Raw genomic sequence first — 19,783 nt, 5'->3', positions numbered from 1 at the left:
GCCAAAAGCGAACACATCGGGCAGGCTTTGCGATGACTGATTCCAGAAAAAGAAAACCACCGTTGGTGGCGGAAAAGCGCTATGGCGCAAAGCCGACGGCTGCGAAGAAAGCAAAGCCAAAAACAAAGTCCAAACCCAAGGCAAAACCAAAACGGCGCAGCGCGCCTCGGAAAGCAAAGCAAAGACGTGGCGGTATTGTTGGCTTCTTCGGCCGCATTATCGGTTGGGTGCTGAAGCTATTCTGGAAGATCACTTGGCGCAGTGCCATGGTTGTCATGCTGATCATCGGATTGGCCGTTGCCTATGTCTATACGACCCTGCCGGACCTCGAAGAGCTGCTAGATGGGCGCGCGCAAGGGTCGGTCACCTTGCAAGACCGCAACGGAGATGTCTTTGCATGGCGTGGGGATCAGTTCGGCGGTGCGGTGACGGCAAACAGTGTCTCTCGTCATCTCAAGAACGCCGTGATCGCGACAGAGGACAAACGATTCTATAACCACATTGGCGTCAGCCCACGCGGCGTGGCGTCTGCCGTGCGCATTAACCTGCGTGAAGGTCGTGGTCCATTGTCAGGTCATGGCGGGTCAACGATCACGCAGCAGACCGCAAAGCTTCTTTGTCTTGGTGTGGAATACGATAAAACCCAATGGAAGAGCGAAGCGGACTATGTCGCGGATTGTCGCCGTGGCTCGATGGCGCGCAAGATCAAAGAGGCGATTTTCGCCCTCGCCATGGAGGCGAAATACGCCAAAGACGATATTCTGTCGATCTACCTGAACCGCGCCTACATGGGGGGCGGAGCCTATGGGGCCGAGGCTGCGGCGCAGCGCTATTATGGCAAAAGCGCAGCGACTTTGAACCCAGCAGAGGCGGCGACCATCGCTGGTCTGTTGACTGCGCCGTCTCGTCTCGCGCCGACGAACAACCTGAAACGATCTCAGGACCGGGCGGCAACCGTGCTGCGTCTGATGAATGAACAGGGCTTGCTGTCGGACGCAGAGACCTCTCGGTGGCAGAACAACCCAGCGACCCTGTCAGAGGCCGCGCAGGCCAAAGCTGGCGGGTATTTCGCCGATTGGGTGATGTCGACAGGGCCTGAGTTCTTTACCAATAACACGACGGAAGATGTGATCATCTCGACCACGCTGGATCAGCGCATTCAAAAGGCGGCTGAGGAGGGTCTGAAGTGGGTTTTTGAAAACAAAGTCAAAGAAGGGTCAGAAGCAGAGGCCGCGATTGTTGTCATGTCTGCAGACGGCGCGGTGCGCGCCATGGTCGGTGGTCGGCAAAGCAAAGTGTCGGGCGCCTTTAATCGAGCGGTGCAGGCCAAGCGGCAGACAGGATCCGCCTTCAAGCCCTTCGTTTATGCAACGGCTCTGGAACTTGGTTATTCCCATGTCGATACGGTGCTCGATGCGCCCTATTGTCTGAACATTCCCGGCTCTGGCGAATGGTGTCCGCGCAATTACACCAACAAACACTACGGTGAGGTGTCGCTGGAATGGGCGTTGATGCAATCGTTGAACGTGCCAGCCGTCAAGATTTCCGAGGCGGTGGGCCGCGAGAACGTGCGCAAAGTCGCCGGAGATTTCGGAATTGAAAGCGACCTTGCTGCTGGGCCAGCCCTTGCGCTGGGCGCGTCTGAGGCGTCGCTTTTGGAAATGACCGGGGCCTATGCTGGTATCCTCAACGGCGGTTCATCCGTGACGCCCTTTGGGTTGGTGGAGTTGAAACTGCTGGATGACCCAGAGCCGTTGATGGGCACAGGCGGCGGTATCCGAGAGCGCGTGATCAGCGAAGATGCCGCGCGCGAGTTGATCTATATGATGTCCAAGGTGGTGTCCGAAGGCACCGGTGCGCGCGCCCAAATTCCCGGCTGGCAAATCGCGGGCAAGACAGGGACCACCAGTGCGGCCAAAGACGCGTGGTTTATCGGGTTCACGGCGGATTACGTGGCAGGCGTTTGGATGGGGTATGACGACAACACGCCATTGACCGGTGTCACCGGCGGCGGCCTGCCTGCACAAATCTGGCAAGAGGTGATGACGCGCGTGACCGAAGGCATGACGCCACGGCCCCTGCCGGCATTCACGCCAAAGCCCAAGCCTTCGCAAACGCGGCCAAACCGGTCCAACAATCGCGACAATGTCTTGGAGCAACTGCTGCGCGGAATCTTCGGCGGCAACTGATTACTGCGAAAGCAGAACCGCCTCTACACGGCGGTTTTGCGCGCGCCCTTGGTCGGTCAGGTTGGACACGAGGGGGGCAAGATAGCCGACACCGGTTGCGTCGATCTGATCGGCGGGGATACCAAAAACTTCGATCAATCGCGATTTAACCGCCTCAGAGCGTTTTTGGGACAGGGCGACGTTGTTTTCCAGGCTGCCGACGTTGTCAGTGTGCCCGACCAGGGCGATGCGCTGCGCAGGGTTCTCTGTCATAAAAGCCGCGAGGTCGCGAAGAGAGCCAAAGGTGCTGGCCGAGAGGTTTGATGATCCGGTTTCAAATTCCAAGTCAGACAAGACAACATGCCCGGTGGCGACAAGCGATGCCTGCAGCGTTGATGTGTCGCTCGGCGCAACCACAGGCGGGTTGGTCGAGGGGGCGACAACTGCGGTGCCGCCGGATTGCGGCTGAACGGCAATCAATTGGAGGAAACCCTGCGCCTCAGACGCGCTGGCCAAAACCGAGATCGCCTCGATACCAGAGCTTGTGTCCTTGAGCGCTGAGACAAACCGGTAATTCACAAGATCCACGTACATGTCAGGCGCAGGCACCACGTCGATGGAAAAGCGAAAGTCAAAGCCGCCGCAGCTGTCTGCGTCACAATCCAGCAAAATCGCAAAACCGGCCGCTTCGAATTGGCTGCGCAAAGGGGCGACCATTTGTTCAGGTGTCGCTGTCTTACCTGGTAGCTGCCAAACCTGTTTGCTGACCTGCCCGGTCACTCGGCGCGTTGAAACATAGCCGTCGATGTAAGGGCTATCCGGCAAGGCAAAACTTGCATCTTCGGTGACGCTATCAAACGCAAGGGTGCTGCCGCTTGGCATGGCCAGTTCCAGCGCTGTCGCACTGAGGGGCATAAGGGCGATGAGCAATCCAAGTATCGGCTTCATGCGCGCTGTATGGCGAAGCATTTGTTGCGTTGCAACTCTCCTGATGTGCGGCTCTCTAGGGTTTGATGCGGTAATGATAGCTCCCAATCCGGGTCATTCCCAATCCTTGATACAGCGCGTTTGCGGCAACGTTGTCCTGCGTGCAAATAACAGAAACCGTGTGGCCTTGGTTTTCATGGGTCCAATAGGCCGCACGGCGCATGGCCCAGCGGCCAAGTCCATTGCGTCGGAACTCGGGCTTGATTTCCACTGCGTGCACCATTGTCATGCCGCGGTGCATGGCGGCGAAAGCGGCACCCGCGGGCTTGTCATTCCAGCGGCTTAGAAAGCCGGTTTTGGGACCCTTGACGCGGTGCATCACCTCGATGCGCGCTGTGCCAATCCCGCCCTCAGCCCAGATTTCCTTCATAATCTGTAGCGGTTCCCAAGCGGGGATTGCCACGGTGCGCGGCGGCAATTCGGTCATCAGCGTTTCCGTTGTCGCGGCCCAGACATTGACAGGATCAACAACTGCATAGCCTTCTGTTTCCAACAGCGCATCCAGTGCGTCCTCGCCCTCGCGGATCTGAAAAAGCGACGGTTGGTTGAGTGCTGCCATCGCGTGTTCGGCATCAAAGAGGTCAATCTGCGCAAGCGTGTCTGCCAAGGTCGCGGCAGACACTCTTTTTCCGCCCTGCTTTCCGTCGCGAATGGTGAAACCCCCGGCACTCGATCGCGCGGCAGGTGGCCATGTGGCCTCGCAAACGGAATAAAGCGTCTTGATATCAGGTAAGCTCACGCAAAGATGTCCTTAAGTTCCGCCATCACGGCGTTGATCCGAGCGCGGTCGGTGCCACGCACAACGATGTTGGCACCATAGACACCATTGTCCTGAAACGGATAGGAGCCAATCGACAGGTCATTGAATTTTTCCGCCAGAGCCGCCAAAGGCCCCGCGATATCGCCCTCACCGCGATCAATCCTCTGGGTATCAGACAGCAATGGCGCACCGCCTGTAATCTGGGGCAGGACACTTGCGACCATGGCTTTGAAAACCGAGGGCACACCAGCCATGACGTGGACGTTTTCGATGGTAAACCCCGGAGCGATGGAAACAGGGTTGTCAATCAGCACTGCGCCTTCGGGGATGCGCGCCATGCGCAGCCGGGCGGCGTTGAGTTCCCGCCCGGTTTTTTCATAATGCGCAGCAAGCAGCGCTTTGGCATCGTCGCGCACATCAATGGGTCGATCAAAGGCTGCAGCGACACAATCTGCGGTGATGTCATCATGGGTTGGCCCGATGCCGCCTGAAGTGAAGACATGATCATAGCGCCGCGAGAGCGCTTGAACTGCCTCTGAGATATCTGCGGCACTGTCACTGACCACGCGCACTTCTTTCAGATCGACGCCCATCTCGGTCAACTGCCCTGCGAGGTAGTGCATATTGGCGTCTCGGGTCCGGCCAGAAAGGATCTCGTCCCCGATCACGATCATGGCTGCGGTTGGGTTTGGCATTGGGTGTCTCCGGCTAACCTCCTGCAAGATAGCGTTGCGCGTTCCCACCGCAAGCGCCTTTGTCTTTTGACGATTTCCGGGGTTCTCATGCACGGCGGGCCTGATATGACGGGCACATGGAATTCGGCACGCCTTTGATCCCCGCAACGCTTGTGCGGCGCTACAAACGTTTTCTTGCGGATGCCATTCTGGACGACGGCACCGAAGTCACCGCCCATTGTGCCAACCCCGGCTCAATGATGGGCCTTAAGGATGAAGGGCTGCGCATTTGGCTCGAACCCAACGATGATCCGCAAAAGAAACTGAAATACGGCTGGCGGTTGGTGGATCACCAGAATGGGCATTTTACTGGGGTCGATACCTCTGTCCCCAATCGCGCGTTGCGCGTAGCCTTGATGGCGGGTGAGGTACCAGAGCTGGCGGCATACACAGACGTTCGCCCCGAAGTGAAATATGGCCAGAACAGTCGGATTGATTTTCTGCTTTCCAATGGTGCGGGCCAAGACCTTTACGTGGAGGTGAAGTCGGTCACGCTGTCGCGAATACCCGGCAAGGCAGAGTTCCCGGACAGCGTCACAGCACGCGGCACCAAACATTTACAGGAGTTGGCGGAGGTTGTACGCAGTGGCGGCAGGGCGATGATGCTTTACCTCGTGCAGCGGACCGATTGCGATCATGTGACCTTGGCCGAAGATATCGACCCGACCTATGCCGCAGCTTTTGATACGGCCCAAGCGGCGGGGGTTGAGGTGCTGGCCTATGATTGCCGTATTTCTCCGCAAGGCATTACCGTTGGTCGTCGGCTACCTTTTAATCGCTAGCCCCCCTCTGGTCCTTCTGGTTGATCCATCCTAAGTAAGGGGAACGTATGAAGATTTGGAGCAGCCGGATGATTGGAAGGGCAGGACAGACCCGCGACGGGATCAGGATCTATCAGGAAGCCGACTTTGCAGGCATGCATGCCGCAGGTCAGGTGACCGCGCGTATTCTGGACGAAATCGCGGAGCATGTTTATCCGGGCCAGACCACCGGTGAGATTGATCGGATCATCACCGAAAAAGTCGAAGCGGCTGGGGCGACCTCGGCAACCATCGGCTACAAAGGGTATCAGCACGCCAGCTGTATTTCTGTGAACCACGTGGTGTGTCATGGCATCCCCGGTGACAAGAAGCTGAAAGATGGCGATATCCTGAACATCGACGTCACAACCATTGTCGATGGCTGGTATGGCGATTCGAGCCGGATGTATGTGGCGGGAAAACTACCCCGCAAGGCAGAGCGGCTGATCCAGGTGACCCACGACGCCCTGATGAAAGGCATTGAGGCCGTCAAACCCGGCAACACCTTTGGCGACATTGGCCACGCTATTCAGTCCTATGCCGAAGGCCACCGGATGAGTGTTGTGCGTGATTTCTGTGGCCATGGCTTGGGACGTCAATTCCATGAGCCGCCAAACGTGCTGCACTACGGGCGTCCGGGCACCGGTCCAATCCTTGAAGAGGGCATGTTCTTTACAATTGAACCGATGATCAATCTGGGCCGTCCGGAAACCAAGGTTTTAGCCGACGATTGGACAGCAGTCACACGCGACAAATCCCTATCTGCGCAGTTTGAGCATTCGATTGGGGTGACCTCAGATGGGTTTGATATTTTCACGCTGTCGCCAGCGGGGATGTATCACCCGACCTACAAGAGCTAACCACTTGAAATGACAAAGGGCGCATGAAGCGCCCTTTTTCTTGTTAGCCGTCAAAGGCGATTGTCAGTCGATAGAGGTGCCATGTCGCGTGCCCAAGCCACGGCAGCACCAGAACCAACCCCAAGAACACCGTGATTGTCGCCAACGCCAACATCGCCGCGACAACAAGTCCCCAAAGCAGCATGGGCTTTAGGTTCAGCCGAACCGCGCGCACAGAGGTAGCGACCGCAATTGGCAGCCCAACTGGCTTGTCGATCAGCATCGGAAACCCAACCGCAGAGACCAGCAGCACCACAAAGGCAAACACCGCACCAACGCCCACGCCAAGCAGGATCATAATCCAACCGGATGAGGTTGTAAGCACGTCAGATATGAATCCCATGGTGCTTATGGGCATCGCTGGGCCAAGCGTGATCGCATAAATCGCAAATGCCGCCGCCATCCACAGCATGAACCAAACCAGCATGAAAAAGCCAAGGACCATGACAGGTCCAATGACACGGCTTCGCAAGGCCGACAGCGCAGTGCCCCAACTGGCGCTTCCTGTTTCCTCATTCTGGCGGCTGATTTCATACATGCCGATACAGGCCACCGGACCAAGCAGTGCAAACCCCGCCGCCATCGGAAAGAGCATCGGCAAAAGCGCCTGCTCAAAGGCCAAAAATGCCAATGCAAAGCCGATCATCGGATACACAACCACAAGCGCAAAGACATCGCTGCGAAACCGCATCACGTCCTGCCAACCGAGTTTCAGCGCCGTGCTGATATCGTGAATGTCGAGCGGTAGGACAGTCGGGCGGATGTCCTCTTCGCTGCCCAGGTGAGTGGCAACATCATTCGCAGCACGTCCGGCCCCGCCAAGCGCCTGCGCCCCCCATGATAATGGGTTTCCTATGGTTTGAACCATCTCTTCCTCCTTGAGTGTTCAAGCAGGCCGGGATCACGGAACACAAACGCTCCTCAGGATGGCCAAGGTCATCCCACGAGCCGATGTGTGCTTCCGCTTAGGCCCGCGATCTAGTGGGAGTATAGCATGTTTTCAGAACATGGCGTTCACAAAGCCGCGTGAGGTTCACAGCGAGAAGGGGCTATGCCCCCGCATACTCAAAGAAAGACACATGTGTGTCGCCGTATCTTCTGTGATCCAAGGCTGTGAAACCCTCGGGCGGAATTTGCGGCGAACTCTCTTCAAACACCACCAAAGCGTCTTTGGAAATCCATCCGCCCGCAGCAGCGGTGTTAAGCGCTTTTTGGCCAAGGTTTTTGCCATAGGGCGGGTCCAGAAAGATCAAGTCATAGGGCGGGGCCGTATTGGCTGGCAGCCGAAGTGCGTCACGGGAGATGATCTGACACCGCGTCTTGCTTCGGGTGATTTGGATATTCTGTCGAATAATGTTCGCCGATTTGCGACCGTCATCCACGAAACAGACACTGTCAGCCCCGCGCGAAAGCGCTTCCAGCCCAAGCGCGCCAGTGCCTGCAAACAGATCAAGCACCCGCGCGCCCGAGATGGGATCGCCGAATTTACCGCCCATGAGAACGTTGAACAGGCTTTCCCGAACCCGATCTGTTGTGGGCCGTAGATGCGCCCCTGCGTCGCCCTTACCGACCGAGGCAAGCGCCGTCCCACGAAATTCTCCGGCGATGATCCTCATGCTTTTAGAAAGGGTTTGAGGTCAGCGGCGGCATCCGCAACGACCTCAGCCGGCACAGATTTTCCCGCCTCGATCAGGCGCTTGCCGATCATATAGTCGCGCGGCGCGTTCATGGCATCCACCGCCATCAACTGATCGCCCGTATAATACCAGACAGATTGACTGCCTTCACCATGGTCACGTTTTACTACCGATTCATAGCCCGTGTTCAGCCCCGCGATCTGCAGTTTGACATCGTATTGATCGGACCAGAACCAAGGCTTGGCGTGGTAGTCGCGATTGGCTCCAAGGATATTCGCGGCGACAACTTCGGCCTGATCAATCGCGTTGGGCACGCTCTCAAGCCGGATTTGATGGCCGTGATAAGGGAACGAAGCGCAGTCGCCCGCGGCCCAGATACGGGGATGGGAGGTCTGGCCTTTGGCATCTGTCGCGATCCCATTTTCCAGTTTCAAACCGGCATCCTTTGCCAGCGTCGTGTTTGGGTCGATACCAACCCCAACGACGACAAAATCGACATCAAGCTGGGTGCCATCACTTAGAACCGCGCCACTGACTTCGCCGTCTCCAATAAGTTCTTTCAGGCCGGTGTCTTCAAGAATTTTGACCCCATTCGACTGATGCAAAGCGCGGAAGTAATCGGCAGTCTCAGGCGCAGCCACGCGTTGAAGGATGCGGTCAGCCATCTCAACCAAAGTGACGTTCAACCCCTTCGCGGCAGCGACCGCTGCGGCCTCTAACCCGATATAGCCACCGCCGACGATCAAAACATGACGACCAGCGATGAATTCAGGTGCCATGGCGTCAGCGTCTGCGAGATCACGCATGGTATAGACGCGCTGCAAGTTGCCTCCAATCGAGGCGGGCAGATGGCGCGGGGAAGATCCGGTTGCAAAGACAAGATCGCTATAGGTCAGCGTTTCCCCGCCTATAGAGACCGTGCGCGCGACCGGGTCGATGGCGTCCACGGATTGCCCAAGCCGCAAGGTGATGTTGTTCTGCTCGTAGAAACTCTGCGGTCTTAGATAGAGCCGCTCCAATTCAAATTCACCCAGCAAGTACTTCTTGGACAGCGGCGGGCGCTGATAGGGCAGGGCGGCTTCCGACCCGATCAAGGTGATCTGACCCTCAAAGCCTTCGGCACGCAGTTTGGCAACGCAGGAGGCCCCGGCTTGACCTGCTCCGACAACAATCACGTGCTCCATACGTATTCCTTCCCAAATCGCATTGCCGAATGCGGCAGAAAACCTATATCCGCTAAAGACCAAAACGCAATCACGGAGACAGCAGAATGACGATTTCAGTCGGGGACAATTTGCCCAACGCGACACTTTCAACGATGGAGGAGTCAGGCGCTGAATATGTGGAACTGGCAAGCTTGTCCAAGGGTCGCACGATCGTTCTTTTTGGTCTGCCCGGTGCCTTTACTGGCACCTGTGATCGCGCGCATTTGCCGAGTTTCATACGCACCGCTGAGGGCTTCAAAGCCAAAGGCGTGGAAGAAATTATCTGTATCGCCGTCAACGACCCATTTGTGATGAAGCGTTGGGAGCAAACTTCTGGTGCGGCGGATGCTGGGATCACAATGCTGGCCGACCATCAAGCGGAACTGACCAAGGCGCTGGGGCTGGAATTTGACGCGCCGCAGATAGGGTTCTTCAACCGCTGTCAGCGGTTTGCCCTGCTTGCAGAGGATGGGGAGGTCAAGGTCCTCAACCTTGAAGAACAGGCGGGAACGTGCAGCCTGACAACCGGCGAAGAATTGTTAGAGAAGATCTAATGTAAATCGGGCGGGGTGATCCCCGCCCATATCGTCTCGGCGTTATTCAGCGACGTTCATCAGGTATTTCTGCACCATCGCTTGTCCTGCTTTTCCATCTGGGTCAGCTTTGGTTTTGTGCTGGGCAAAGTTTTCAGCCCATTCTGAAGAACGAACACGCACTGGTGGTTCGTCAGCACTCATCACATCCATGACCACTGCAGCCACTTCGTCTGCGGTTTGATACACGCCATCCGTTGCGCGGCTTTGCGCCCCTGCTACATATTGCTGAAGGATCGGCAGGTATTCATCGTCCAACATGCCACCGGTTTCTTCGACCTGTTTCAGCACGTTATTGGCGAATTCCGTGGCAATGCCGCCCGGCTCCACAACAGAGAAATGCAGCCCGAATGCCGGGCCAACATAAGAGGCCAGCGCCTCGGTGTAGCCTTCGACGGCAAACTTTGCCGCGCAATAGATGTCGTTGAAGGGCTGTCCGACCAGGCCGCCGACGGAGCCGATTGTGATGACATGACCGCTGCGCTTTTGGCGCATATGGGGCAATACCGCTTTGGTGCAACGCACGACGCCATTGAAGTTCACGTCCATGACCCAGTTAACTTCTTCTTCACTGGCCTGCTCGGTCGAGCGGATGTAGCCAGCGCCAGCATTGTTGATCAGCACGTCGATGCGCCCCTGTTCTGCGATGATTTGTTCAACAGCAGCATTCACGGTGTCTGTTTTTTGAACGTCCAGTGGCAGGACGGACATCGACACGCTTGCTTCTGCTATGGCTGCATCAAGTGCGGCACGTTTGTCGAGGTTGCGCATAGTTGCATAGACGGTGTGGCCTGCTTTTGCGGCCTGAAGCGCGATGGCGATGCCAAGACCGGTTGAACAGCCGGTCACAAGGATGACTTTTGTCATTGTTCTCTCCAAAGGAGTTAATGTGGGTTTGTTGGGGAAGCGCTGATAGAGAGCCAGACCCTGTCAAAGGTCAGCTCCAATTCGGCGCGGGAAAAGGTGCGATCCTGCATGACGCTACTGCGTGCCATCAAAAGAGCCGGGGCCGTCAGCAGGGTTGTCACTACGTCTAGCGGTAGGTCAGCCAGCGTGCCGTCCGAGATTGCATCGGCCAGAATTTGGCGAATGTCTTCCTGCATTATCTGGGCTTCGGCGGCCTGCTCTGCCGTCAGGATTTCAAAGGCGCCTGTGTTGTCGATAAACAAGAAACCTCGGGGGTCGGCGCTGACAAAGGCAAACATGCCCACCCACAGTTGGCGAATTTTTTCTGCGCTGGTCGCGGCAGTCATACTGGCCGTAAGCGAGGCATAGAAAGCGCGCTTGATGTGCAGGTATGTTTGCTGCAGCATGTCTGTTTTGTTGTCGAAATGCAGATACAGGGTGCCAGCAGAGACTTTGGCCTCTTTGGCGACATCTGCCATCGAAACACCGCTGATCCCCTTGGCCGCTGTGGCGCGCACAACGGCATTGCGAATGTTTTCGGCGACTTGTTCTTTGCTAGGGCGCGGCATGATCTCGAATCAATAATGAATATTCATTACTCAAATGAGGGAAGCCTGCGCCTCGTTCAAGGGGGCAAACGAAAATTATTGAGAAGAATTGCTAAAGCGTGTCGAGTTTTCGGGCCAGTTTGACATCCAAAGACGAAAGGCCACCGACATCATGTGTTGTCAGGCAAACGTCGACGGTGTTGTAGACATTGCGCCATTCCGGGTGGTGGTTCCACTTCTCGGCCCAAAGGGCGGCACGTGTCATCCAGCCAAAGGCTTCATTGAACGTCTTGAACTTAAAAGTCTTCACAATGGCGTCGCGCCCCGCATCGATCTCCCAGCCAGTTTCCAAAAGCGGGCCGAGGATGGCATCGCGGGCGGCGCTGCTGAGTTTTTCGTTCATTCTTGATCCTCTCGTGTTTCGTTTCGGAAGGGGCCGTAGTCTGTGAGGATTTCAATTTCCTCCGCCACGGCCTCTCGTTCCGCCGTCAGATATTGGGCAATTGCATCTGAAAAACCTTCGTCGGCAAACCAATGCAGGGAATGGGTTTCAACCGGCAAATACCCGCGCGCCAGTTTGTGATCGCCTTGCGCTCCAGCTTCGACGCGGTGCAGCCCATGCGCAATGACCCAGTCAATGGCCTGATAATAGCAGATTTCAAAATGCAGGCAGTTGTGGTGTTCCAAACAGCCCCAGTAGCGACCAAACAGCGTATCGCGCCCAATGAAATTCATTGCCCCTGCGATGGGCCTACCGTCGCGTTCCGCAAAGACCAGCAGGATACCATCGCGCATGGTCTCGTGCATCTGGTCAAAAAACTGACGGGTCAGGTAGGGCGACCCCCACTTGCGACTGCCCGTGTCTTGATAGAAGGTCCACATTGCATCCCAGTGGTGGGGCTGGATTTCTGATCCGGTGTAGGTGCGAATGTCGCCCCCAAAAGCCTGCGCCTGCGCGCGCTCCTTGCGGATGTTTTTTCGTTTGCGAGAGCTGAGGTCCGACAGGAAAGCATCAAAATTCGTATAGCTGCGGTTCATCCAGTGAAACTGCTGACCAGTGCGATGCATAAGTCCAAGGTGCTGGCCAATCTCGGCTTCTTCCTTGGTGCAAAAGGTGCAATGGATCGACCCCACACCATGCGTCTGCGCCAAGCGCATGGCGCCTTCTATCAGCGCGGCTTGGCCCACTTCTTCAAAGCCGGGCCGTACCAGAAATCGCGCACCTGTCACAGGCGTGAAGGGCACGGCGATCTGGAGTTTGGGGTAGTAGCGCCCGCCCGCCTGTTCATAGGCATGGGCCCAATTGTGATCAAAGACGTATTCGCCTTGGCTGTGCCCTTTGGCATACAGCGGTGCCGCAGCTATCATTTGCCCGCCCGCATGCGCCGTCAGATATTGGGGTTGCCAGCCCGTGCCCGGCCCAACAGAGCCGCTGTCTTCGAGGGCTTTCAGAAATCGGTAGGTGGTAAAGGGATCGATGGGCCGCTCTGATCCGTCAGCGCCCGCGCAAGCATCCCAGTCTGATGCTTTGATGTCCCGCAATGACCCATGCGCCTGAATTTCTATTGCGGTCTCTGACATCACGGCTCCTTACAGAGCATATGTGGTTCTGCCACGCCCCGCTTCAAGCGGGGTGCGCGGCAAGGTATTGCTCAAAGGTGATATTCTCAGCGATCTTGCGCGCCTCGGCTTCCATTGCCGCAGAGGTCACCGTCCAGCATAAAATATGGGCACCCTGCGCCTTAAGGTCGGCGACGCGAGGACGCTGCAAATCTTCGGCTTCGTGGCTGATGAAACAGGCACCGACGCGGTCATAGTCGGGGATATCGCGCAACTGGTCGCAAGTTGTCGCTGGTAGCGGAGACCAAACGTCTGGATCATAGGCGCTGGTGACCAAGCCGCGTGGGATCTCGGGGCAAAGCTGCGCGAGGCGGGCGACTGAATGGGGATTGAACGACATCAAAGCCAGAGGACCTTGGTAGCTATTCAACAGCCGTGATGCGCCTTCTTCCAAGGGGCCAATCGCCGGACCCATTCCGCGATCCTGATCTTTGAATTCGATCAACAATGGGACTTGCGCCGCAACCAACGCCAGGACCTCGGCCAGATTGGGAATCCCTTCATCACCGCCTTTTAGGGTGATTGCAGAAAGCTCCTTGGCTGTGCGGTCCACAACGTCCCCCTTGGAATGCGCCAAACGGTTCAGGCGATAGTCGTGAAACACCATCGGCACACCATCGCTGGACAGTTGCAGATCGATCTCGATCCCGTAGCCCGCGTCAATCGCCGCTTGAATGGCCGCCCGGCTGTTTTCAGGGCGGCCGTCTGTCACGTTATGCAATGCGCGGTGCGCGATCGGGGTGGCCAGAAAGCGGGGATCAAGCGCGGTCATTTGATCTGGAAAACACCGTCAATTTCCACCGCGACACCAAACGGCAGCGCTGGGGCTGAGACTGCCGCGCGTGCGTGCTGTCCGGCTTCTCCCAAAGCTTCGCCAAAAAGGTCAGACGCCCCATTGATCACTTTGGGTTGTTCGCCGAAATCCGGTGTCGAATTCACGAAGCCGGTCAGTTTCACAACTTTCACCAGTCGATCCAAGTCGCCGCCACATGCAGCCTTCACCTGCGCCAATAGCGCAATCGCGCAGCTGCGCGCGGCGTCTGCTCCGGCAGCGACATCCATATCAGCGCCAAGTTTTCCAATGATCGGCCCGTTTGGCCCGGACGCAATTTGACCAGAGACAAATACAAGATCGCCAACGACAACGTATGGCACGTAGTTGGCAGCCGGGGCGGGGGCTTCGGGCAATGTGATGCCTAGGTCAGCCAGTTTGTTTTCAAATGTGCCCATTGTGGTTCTCCTCTGAGTCTTTGCGCCGAAGCTAGACTGGTGACGCAGGATTGAGAAGCGCAGATTTGTGACAATCAGCTTTCGCGAAAGGCCTTGGTAAAATAGTCGGTGAAGGGTTTCACAAGGTAAGCCAGCGGGGTGCGATTATCGGTTTTCAGAAAGCTTTCGACCGGCATGCCGGGAATCAACACAAGGTTTTCGCCTAGCTTGTCCAACTCCCCCTCATTGACCAGAATTTCCGCGCGGTAATAGCTTTGCTGCGTGGCCTCATCGACAAAAATATCTGCGGAAACTTGGCTGACGATACCATTCAACTCCGGAGTGGTGCGCTGATCAAAGGTTGAAAACCGCAGGATCACGTCTTGGCCCACATGTACCTGTTCAATATGGATTGGTTCAATCTGCGCGGCGATCACAAGCGGGCGATCTTGCGGAACCAGAAACAGCAGCGGGTCAGCCGGTCTGATCACGGACTTTTCCGCAAACACGTTTAGGCCATAGACGATGCCAGACACCGGTGCGCGAATAGCGAGGCGCGACAGGCGCTCTTTCAAGGCATTACGTGCTTCAAGTTGTTCCAACTCGCGGTATTGCAGATCGCGCAGGGTGGTAATGGCCTCTTCGCGGCGTGACGTGCGCAACTTAAGAATCTCTATGTCGATCTCCGTGATACGACCTGCGGCCTGCGCTTTGCTCGCCGTGAGTTCCCCGACCTGACCAGAGAGGCGCGCCTCTTCGCGTAGCAAATTCAAAACCCGCGTGGCCTGCGCCAATCCCTTGTCCAGCAGCGATTGCTGGTCTTCAAGTTCTTCGGCAATCAGTTCGAGCTGCCTGTTTAGCGCGTCGCTTTGCGCTCGAATGCCCGCGACCTGATCTGTGATTTGTTCGCGGCGCTTGCCGAGCTGTTCGATTTCCTGTTCCAGAGTGACTTTGCGGGCAGCAAACAGGCGGGATTGACCATCAACGAGGTCCTGAATCTCAGGGCTCTTGGCGGCGGCCTCCAGAAGTTCTGCGTCAAAGCTGATCTGATCAGCATCGTCGCGTTCACTGACCAGCCGTCCCCGCCGGGCCATCAATTCGTAAAGCTGGCCTTCCAAAATCGTGAGTTCCGATTTGATCAGGGTATCGTCCAGCACAATCAAGGGGTCGCCAGCCGCCACCGTGTCCCCTTCATCAACAAGGATTTGCTCCACCACACCGCCATCCAGATGCTGAACCACCTGACGGTTGCGGTCGACTTCGATCCGGCCCGACGCAATCACAGCGCCAGAGATTTCCGTGGCGATGGACCAAGTGCCAAAGCCAACGACCAGAGCCGCAAGGGCCAGAAAGCCGACGACCAAATAGCGGGTGGCCGAGAAAGAGGTATCCGTTGGCATCACTGTACCCCTCCGGCATTTTGCGCATTTTGGATCGTTTGATGGTTGCTGACCGTTTTGCGCAGCACCTCATCGCGGGGACCGAAGGCGTCGACAATCCCGTTTTTCAGTACCAAAAGCTTGTCGCATTCGCGGATCGCTGCAGGGCGGTGGGCCATGATGATCACGGAATTCCCCTCTGCTTTCATACGGCGGATGGTCGCGTTCAAAGCCTCTGCACCGTCGTTATCCAAATTGGAATTCGGCTCATCCAGAACCAAAAGAACAGGTTCGGAGTAAAGCGCCCGCGCAAGACCAATGCGTTGAATTTGTCCGCCAGACAGGCGCCCACCTGTGCTTGATACGAGCGTGTCGTAGCCATCTGGCAGTTTCAGGATCATGTCGTGCGCGTCGGCCTGCTGCGCGGCTTTCACGATCTTGGCGTCGTCCGGTGCTTGCGACAGCCGGGCGATGTTTTCAGCGATTGTGCCATCAAACAGGTGCACGCGCTGCGGCAAGTAACCGATGTATTCGCCCAGCTTTGCAGGTTCGTATTGGTCCAGCGCCGCTCGGTCGAGGCGCACTTTGCCACCGGCGGCGCGCCAAGTCCCGGTGATGGCCCGCGCCAATGTCGACTTACCCGCACCAGATGGGCCAATCACGCCAACAGCTTCTCCCGGTTCGATGGCGAAATTTACCATGCGCAGGCTGGCTTGTGCCTGCCCCGGCGGGATAACGGTGAGCGATTGCGCCTCAAGCCGCGCGGCTGGCACAGGCAGGTCCGTGCGCGGCGCGATCTCTGGGGTATCGGTCAATAGCTTGGCGAGGTTGTCCCACCCCTTGCGCGCGCGCTGGAACACGGGCCATTGGCCGATGGCCAGTTCAATCGGAGCCAGCGCACGACCCATCAAAATTGATCCTGCGATCATAGCTCCCGGCGAGAGCTCTCCGCGTAAGACAAGCAATGCGCCAAGGCCCAGCATGGCCGATTGTAGGAACAGACGAAAGGTTTTGGTTAGTGCAGTAAAACGCCCGCCAATGTCAGTTGCATCAAGTTGCTCAGTGAGGGCCAGACGGCGGCGCGCCTGCCAGCGTTCAAAAGCGTTCTGCTGCATGCCAAGGCTCTGCACCATCTCTGCCTCGGACCGGAGTTGTTCGCCCAGATGGGACGCCCGGTGGGCCGTAATGTTTGAGCGGTTCAGAGGCTGAGTCGACAACGTTTGGTTCAGCAATGTCAGACCGATCAATATGACGCCGCCAACAACGGCCAAATAGCCCAGCCACGGATGGAAAATCGCGATGCCGATCAAAAATACCGGCGTCCATGGGATGTCAAAGGCTGCTGTCGGGGCAGGGGAGGCAATAAAGCGCTGGATCGATTCAAGATCAGCCAGCCCCGTTTGAGCACGATCCGCTTGTCCACGCGTTGTGTTTGCGATCACCGCGTTAAACACACGCCGATCCAACCGGCGCTGGAACCGAGCGCCAATGCGCGCCAAAACGCGACCGCGCGTGAAATCCAATATCCCCATCACGCTATAGAGAAACGCCACGAGCACGGTCAGCGCGACCAAAGTTTCAACGCTGCGGCTGCTAAGTACGCGGTCATAAACCTGCAGCATGTAAAGCGGCCCGGTCAGCATCAGAAGATTGGCAAAGGCGCTGAAGAGGCCGACGGCCAAGTAAAGCTGTCGACTTTCACGCCGCGCAGCGCGCAATTCCTCTAATCCGGCTTCGATATGGTCTGAATTCTTGGACATGACGCTAATTTATACCGCTGCTCTGCTAAGAATGGCTTATTTCTATGGCAAGAATTTGCCTGTGTCCCTAGTGCCACAACAATAAGGTGAATAGAATGCTGGGTGTGGTGTATTTCAAACTGTAATCTAAATGGGACTCATTAGTTTTAAGTCGAGAAAATCCGTGTCGCCGTCAAGCCAATTAAAATCACGTCCATTGTGGCGTGGCGCCCTCTTGTTTGTTTCTCTCAGCGTCGTCAGCGCATGCGCGGCGAACAATGGCTCTGTGCCGGCGGGCGAAATTTACGACCCGCAAGAGGTTTCCAACCGTAAGGTGCACGAATTCAACCGTGGTGTTGATCGGGTGTTGTTCCGCCCGGTCTCCAATGGCTACGGCAATGTCGTGCACGAAGATGCGCGACTGTTGGTGTCAAATTTCGCCGATCACCTTTCTCTGCCAGCCGATATTGTGAACAATATCCTCCAGGGTGATCTGAAAGGGGCGGGGGCAAACAGTTTCCGCTTTGTGTTCAATACGGTTTTTGGGTTCGGTGGGATCGCCGATCCGTCTGATGCTTTCGACATGCCGCGCCGGGAGACCGATTTTGGCGAGACCTTCCACGTCTGGGGCATGAAAGAGGGGGCTTATGTCGAACTGCCCCTGCTTGGGCCGTCAACAGAGCGTGACGCCATGGGCACCATCCTCGATTTCACGCTTGATCCCGTGTCGGTTCTGCTGCCCAACCCGGAAAGCTACATCGGTACTGCGGCAAATATCGCAGATCGAATGGGCGATCGCTATGAATTGCGCGGTACGATCGACTCGGTGCTTTACGAAAGTGCTGACAGCTACGCGCAGACACGTATTCTTTATCTACAAAATCGTCGCTTCGAGCTTGGAGTGACGGCAGACGATGCTTATCTAGATCCTTATGATGATCCCTATGCAGAATAAAGGTTTCGCTATGAACCGCCGAGGATTTATTGCGGCTTTGGCCGCCACTGCCGCGCTGCCATCGCAGTTGATGGCCTTGACCAGTTCGCAGGCCGAAGTGCTTGTCGGACGTCTCGTGGATGATATCAACAAAGTGATTGCCTCGGGCAAGTCACTGTCGACCATGGTGCGCGATTTCGAAGGGATTTTTAAGCGCTACGGCGACGTCAAAATCATCGCACTTTCGGCTCTGGGTCCAGATGCACGCGGTCTGTCGGGCGCTCAAGAGCGGGCCTATGTTGACGCGTTCACAGGCTATATCTCTCGCAAATACGGCAAACGCTTTAATGAGTTTGTTGGCGGTCGGATCGAAGTGGACGGCACGCGCAAGGTCAATAGCTTCTACGAGGTGCAGGGCACGGCCTACCTGAAAGGCGAAGCGCCATTTCAGTTGAACTTTTTGGTGTCAGACAGATCTGGCAAAGACCTGTTCTTTGATATGATCATCGAAGGGATTAGCCTGCGTTTGACCGAAAAAAGCGAAATCGGCGCGATGCTGGACAAACAGCGCGGCAATATTGATGGGCTGATCACAGAGTTGAAGAAGGCAGGCTAAGACCGCCACATCGTGATGCTTAGAAAGCCAGCCGGTTTGGGCTGGCTTTTTTTGTGGACTGGCGCATGCAAAAAACCCCGGAAGCTATGCCGGGGCTTTGGAACTTGTTCTGCTCAGTTCACCAGTCTGTCGGGCCCTTTGACGCAAAGGAATGCACCAGAAAATCTATGAAGGCTCGAACCTTGGGCTGCGTGAAGCGACCTGGGGGATAGACTGCGTAGATGCCTTGCGTCTCTGTTGGCAGATCGGGGATGGCGTCTTCGACAAGGCCCTTCTCCATCGCGTCTGCGTAAAGGAAGCTGGGCAGGTAGGCGATGCCAAGGCCAGCAATCGCAGCGTTCAGCAGCGACTGACCATCATTTACACTCAGCCAGCCCGCGGTGCGAATTTGGCGCTTTTCACCGGATGGGGCGGTCAGTTTCCAGACTGCTCCGTTGGACTGGCTGGAATAGTGGAGAAGTTTGTGCTCGTTCAGATCGTCGATTTTGGTCGGGCGGCCATGTTTTTCAAAATACTCTGGGCTCGCGATCATTCGAGTCGTTGTTTCGGTCAGCTTGCGCGCACGCAAAGAGCTGTCTTCCAACTCACCCACACGGATGGCCATATCAAAGCCTTCCGAGATCAATTCAACATAGCGGTTGTTCAGCACCATATTGACCGTCACTTCAGGGAAATCGGCCAAAAACTCGCCAAGCACCGGGCTCAGATGATTCACACCGAAATCCGTCGCGACCGAGATGCGCAGCAGGCCCGAAGGCGCAGATTGCATTGATGTCACCAGCGCGTCTGCCTCTCCGGCGTCGTTCAAAACCCGGCGGGCTCGGTCATAATAGGCCAAGCCAATCTCTGTTGGGCTGACGCGTCGCGTTGTGCGGTTCAGCAAACGCGCGCCAAGCCGTGCTTCGAGGCTGGAGACATGTTTGGAAACGGCGGATTTGGAGATGCCCATCTTTTTCGCGGCATCCGTGAAGCCGCCTTGGTCGACAACCGTGGCGAAGGCTTCCATTTCCGTAAGGCGATCCATGTGACTGTCCTTGTGGTCAATACGT

Annotated in this window: 21 protein-coding genes; 6 read left to right on the top strand and 15 right to left on the bottom strand. The window is 56.6% G+C overall.

The genetic code is table 11. The features are described 5' to 3' along the window. Positions 1–32 precede the first annotated feature (32 nt). Positions 33–2,189, top strand: a complete 2,157-nt coding sequence (locus BUA39_RS07080; RefSeq protein ID WP_072792270.1) for a transglycosylase domain-containing protein — start codon at positions 33–35, stop codon at positions 2,187–2,189. Here BUA39_RS07080 and BUA39_RS07075 read toward each other — a convergent pair whose 3' ends face one another. The 3 genes from BUA39_RS07075 to BUA39_RS07065 are packed head-to-tail and all read right to left on the bottom strand — an operon-like array spanning position 2,190 to position 4,610. Further along, the gene (locus BUA39_RS07075) at positions 2,190–3,137 is read right to left on the bottom strand and encodes an OmpA family protein (protein WP_084604789.1); all 948 of its coding nucleotides are present in this window, start codon (positions 3,135–3,137) and stop codon (positions 2,190–2,192) included. A gap of 34 nt (positions 3,138–3,171) precedes the next feature. Continuing rightward, entirely contained in the window at positions 3,172–3,894 is a 723-nt protein-coding gene (locus tag BUA39_RS07070; RefSeq protein WP_072792268.1) for a GNAT family N-acetyltransferase, read from the bottom strand. Further along, entirely contained in the window at positions 3,891–4,610 is a 720-nt protein-coding gene (locus BUA39_RS07065) for a competence/damage-inducible protein A (RefSeq protein ID WP_072792267.1), read from the bottom strand. Before BUA39_RS07065 ends, BUA39_RS07070 begins: the two co-directional genes overlap by 4 nt. Positions 4,611–4,726: 116 nt before the next feature. Between BUA39_RS07065 and sfsA the strand changes: the two genes are divergently transcribed. Further along, positions 4,727–5,431 carry a DNA/RNA nuclease SfsA gene (sfsA, locus tag BUA39_RS07060; RefSeq protein WP_072792265.1) on the top strand — a complete coding sequence of 235 codons (705 nt, stop codon included), beginning with the start codon at positions 4,727–4,729 and terminating at the stop codon, positions 5,429–5,431. A gap of 47 nt (positions 5,432–5,478) precedes the next feature. After that, positions 5,479–6,309: a type I methionyl aminopeptidase gene (map, locus tag BUA39_RS07055; protein WP_423219931.1), complete on the top strand. Its 831-nt coding sequence runs from the start codon at positions 5,479–5,481 to the stop codon at positions 6,307–6,309. A gap of 43 nt (positions 6,310–6,352) precedes the next feature. On the opposite strand, the gene BUA39_RS07050 is transcribed toward map, so the two are convergent. The 3 genes from BUA39_RS07050 to BUA39_RS07040 all read right to left on the bottom strand — a co-directional run bounded on the left by BUA39_RS07050 (position 6,353) and on the right by BUA39_RS07040 (position 9,169). Continuing rightward, entirely contained in the window at positions 6,353–7,216 is an 864-nt protein-coding gene (locus BUA39_RS07050; protein WP_072792261.1) for a DUF2189 domain-containing protein, read from the bottom strand. A 181-nt stretch (positions 7,217–7,397) separates the two neighbouring features. Further along, complete coding sequence (gene rsmD, locus BUA39_RS07045) at positions 7,398–7,964, bottom strand: 16S rRNA (guanine(966)-N(2))-methyltransferase RsmD (RefSeq protein WP_072792259.1); 567 nt, start codon at positions 7,962–7,964, stop codon at positions 7,398–7,400. After that, the gene (locus tag BUA39_RS07040; protein ID WP_072792257.1) at positions 7,961–9,169 is read right to left on the bottom strand and encodes an NAD(P)/FAD-dependent oxidoreductase; all 1,209 of its coding nucleotides are present in this window, start codon (positions 9,167–9,169) and stop codon (positions 7,961–7,963) included. The genes rsmD and BUA39_RS07040 overlap by 4 nt, the downstream gene beginning before the upstream one ends. A gap of 86 nt (positions 9,170–9,255) precedes the next feature. Here BUA39_RS07040 and BUA39_RS07035 point away from each other — a divergent pair, with 86 nt between their 5' ends. Further along, positions 9,256–9,744, top strand: coding sequence for a peroxiredoxin (locus tag BUA39_RS07035; RefSeq protein ID WP_072792255.1), 489 nt, complete (start codon positions 9,256–9,258; stop codon positions 9,742–9,744). Between the two features lie 42 nt (positions 9,745–9,786). Here the strand turns inward: BUA39_RS07035 and BUA39_RS07030 are convergent, their stop codons facing one another. The 8 genes from BUA39_RS07030 to BUA39_RS06995 form a co-directional block, all read right to left on the bottom strand. Then, entirely contained in the window at positions 9,787–10,650 is an 864-nt protein-coding gene (locus BUA39_RS07030) for an SDR family oxidoreductase (RefSeq protein ID WP_072792253.1), read from the bottom strand. A 17-nt stretch (positions 10,651–10,667) separates the two neighbouring features. Beyond that, positions 10,668–11,258, bottom strand: coding sequence for a TetR/AcrR family transcriptional regulator (locus BUA39_RS07025; RefSeq protein WP_084604787.1), 591 nt, complete (start codon positions 11,256–11,258; stop codon positions 10,668–10,670). Positions 11,259–11,349: 91 nt separating this feature from the next. Further along, complete coding sequence (locus BUA39_RS07020) at positions 11,350–11,640, bottom strand: 4a-hydroxytetrahydrobiopterin dehydratase (RefSeq protein ID WP_072792251.1); 291 nt, start codon at positions 11,638–11,640, stop codon at positions 11,350–11,352. Continuing rightward, complete coding sequence (locus tag BUA39_RS07015) at positions 11,637–12,818, bottom strand: GNAT family N-acetyltransferase (RefSeq protein WP_072792249.1); 1,182 nt, start codon at positions 12,816–12,818, stop codon at positions 11,637–11,639. The genes BUA39_RS07020 and BUA39_RS07015 overlap by 4 nt, the downstream gene beginning before the upstream one ends. Before the next feature lie 43 nt (positions 12,819–12,861). Then, on the bottom strand, positions 12,862–13,629 hold the full coding sequence (locus BUA39_RS07010) for a glycerophosphodiester phosphodiesterase family protein (RefSeq protein WP_072792239.1): 768 nt from the start codon (positions 13,627–13,629) through the stop codon (positions 12,862–12,864). Then, positions 13,626–14,087: a RidA family protein gene (locus BUA39_RS07005; RefSeq protein WP_072792238.1), complete on the bottom strand. Its 462-nt coding sequence runs from the start codon at positions 14,085–14,087 to the stop codon at positions 13,626–13,628. The genes BUA39_RS07010 and BUA39_RS07005 overlap by 4 nt, the downstream gene beginning before the upstream one ends. A 74-nt stretch (positions 14,088–14,161) precedes the next feature. Continuing rightward, positions 14,162–15,466, bottom strand: coding sequence for an HlyD family type I secretion periplasmic adaptor subunit (locus tag BUA39_RS07000; RefSeq protein WP_072792236.1), 1,305 nt, complete (start codon positions 15,464–15,466; stop codon positions 14,162–14,164). Next, positions 15,466–17,205: a type I secretion system permease/ATPase gene (locus BUA39_RS06995; RefSeq protein WP_072792235.1), complete on the bottom strand. Its 1,740-nt coding sequence runs from the start codon at positions 17,203–17,205 to the stop codon at positions 15,466–15,468. The genes BUA39_RS07000 and BUA39_RS06995 overlap by 1 nt, the downstream gene beginning before the upstream one ends. Positions 17,206–17,419: 214 nt before the next feature. On the opposite strand from BUA39_RS06995, the gene BUA39_RS06990 reads away from it, so the two are divergent. Together BUA39_RS06990 and BUA39_RS06985 are read left to right on the top strand one after the other, a co-directional pair. Continuing rightward, positions 17,420–18,139 (top strand): MlaA family lipoprotein, encoded by a 720-nt coding sequence (locus tag BUA39_RS06990; protein ID WP_242648552.1) that lies wholly within the window; start codon positions 17,420–17,422, stop codon positions 18,137–18,139. Continuing rightward, a complete protein-coding gene (locus BUA39_RS06985; RefSeq protein WP_423219930.1) occupies positions 18,129–18,734 on the top strand; it encodes an MlaC/ttg2D family ABC transporter substrate-binding protein in 606 nt (201 codons plus the stop codon). The genes BUA39_RS06990 and BUA39_RS06985 overlap by 11 nt, the downstream gene beginning before the upstream one ends. Before the next feature lie 118 nt (positions 18,735–18,852). Here the strand turns inward: BUA39_RS06985 and BUA39_RS06980 are convergent, their stop codons facing one another. Beyond that, positions 18,853–19,758 carry a LysR family transcriptional regulator gene (locus tag BUA39_RS06980; protein WP_072792229.1) on the bottom strand — a complete coding sequence of 302 codons (906 nt, stop codon included), beginning with the start codon at positions 19,756–19,758 and terminating at the stop codon, positions 18,853–18,855. Positions 19,759–19,783: the final 25 nt, after the last annotated feature.

The organism is Cognatishimia maritima (genome assembly GCF_900129685.1).
Taxonomy (GTDB): Bacteria; Pseudomonadota; Alphaproteobacteria; order Rhodobacterales; family Rhodobacteraceae; genus Cognatishimia; species Cognatishimia maritima.
The sequence above is the reverse complement of the archived record's forward strand: the minus strand, read 5'-3'. Positions and strand labels throughout refer to the sequence as shown.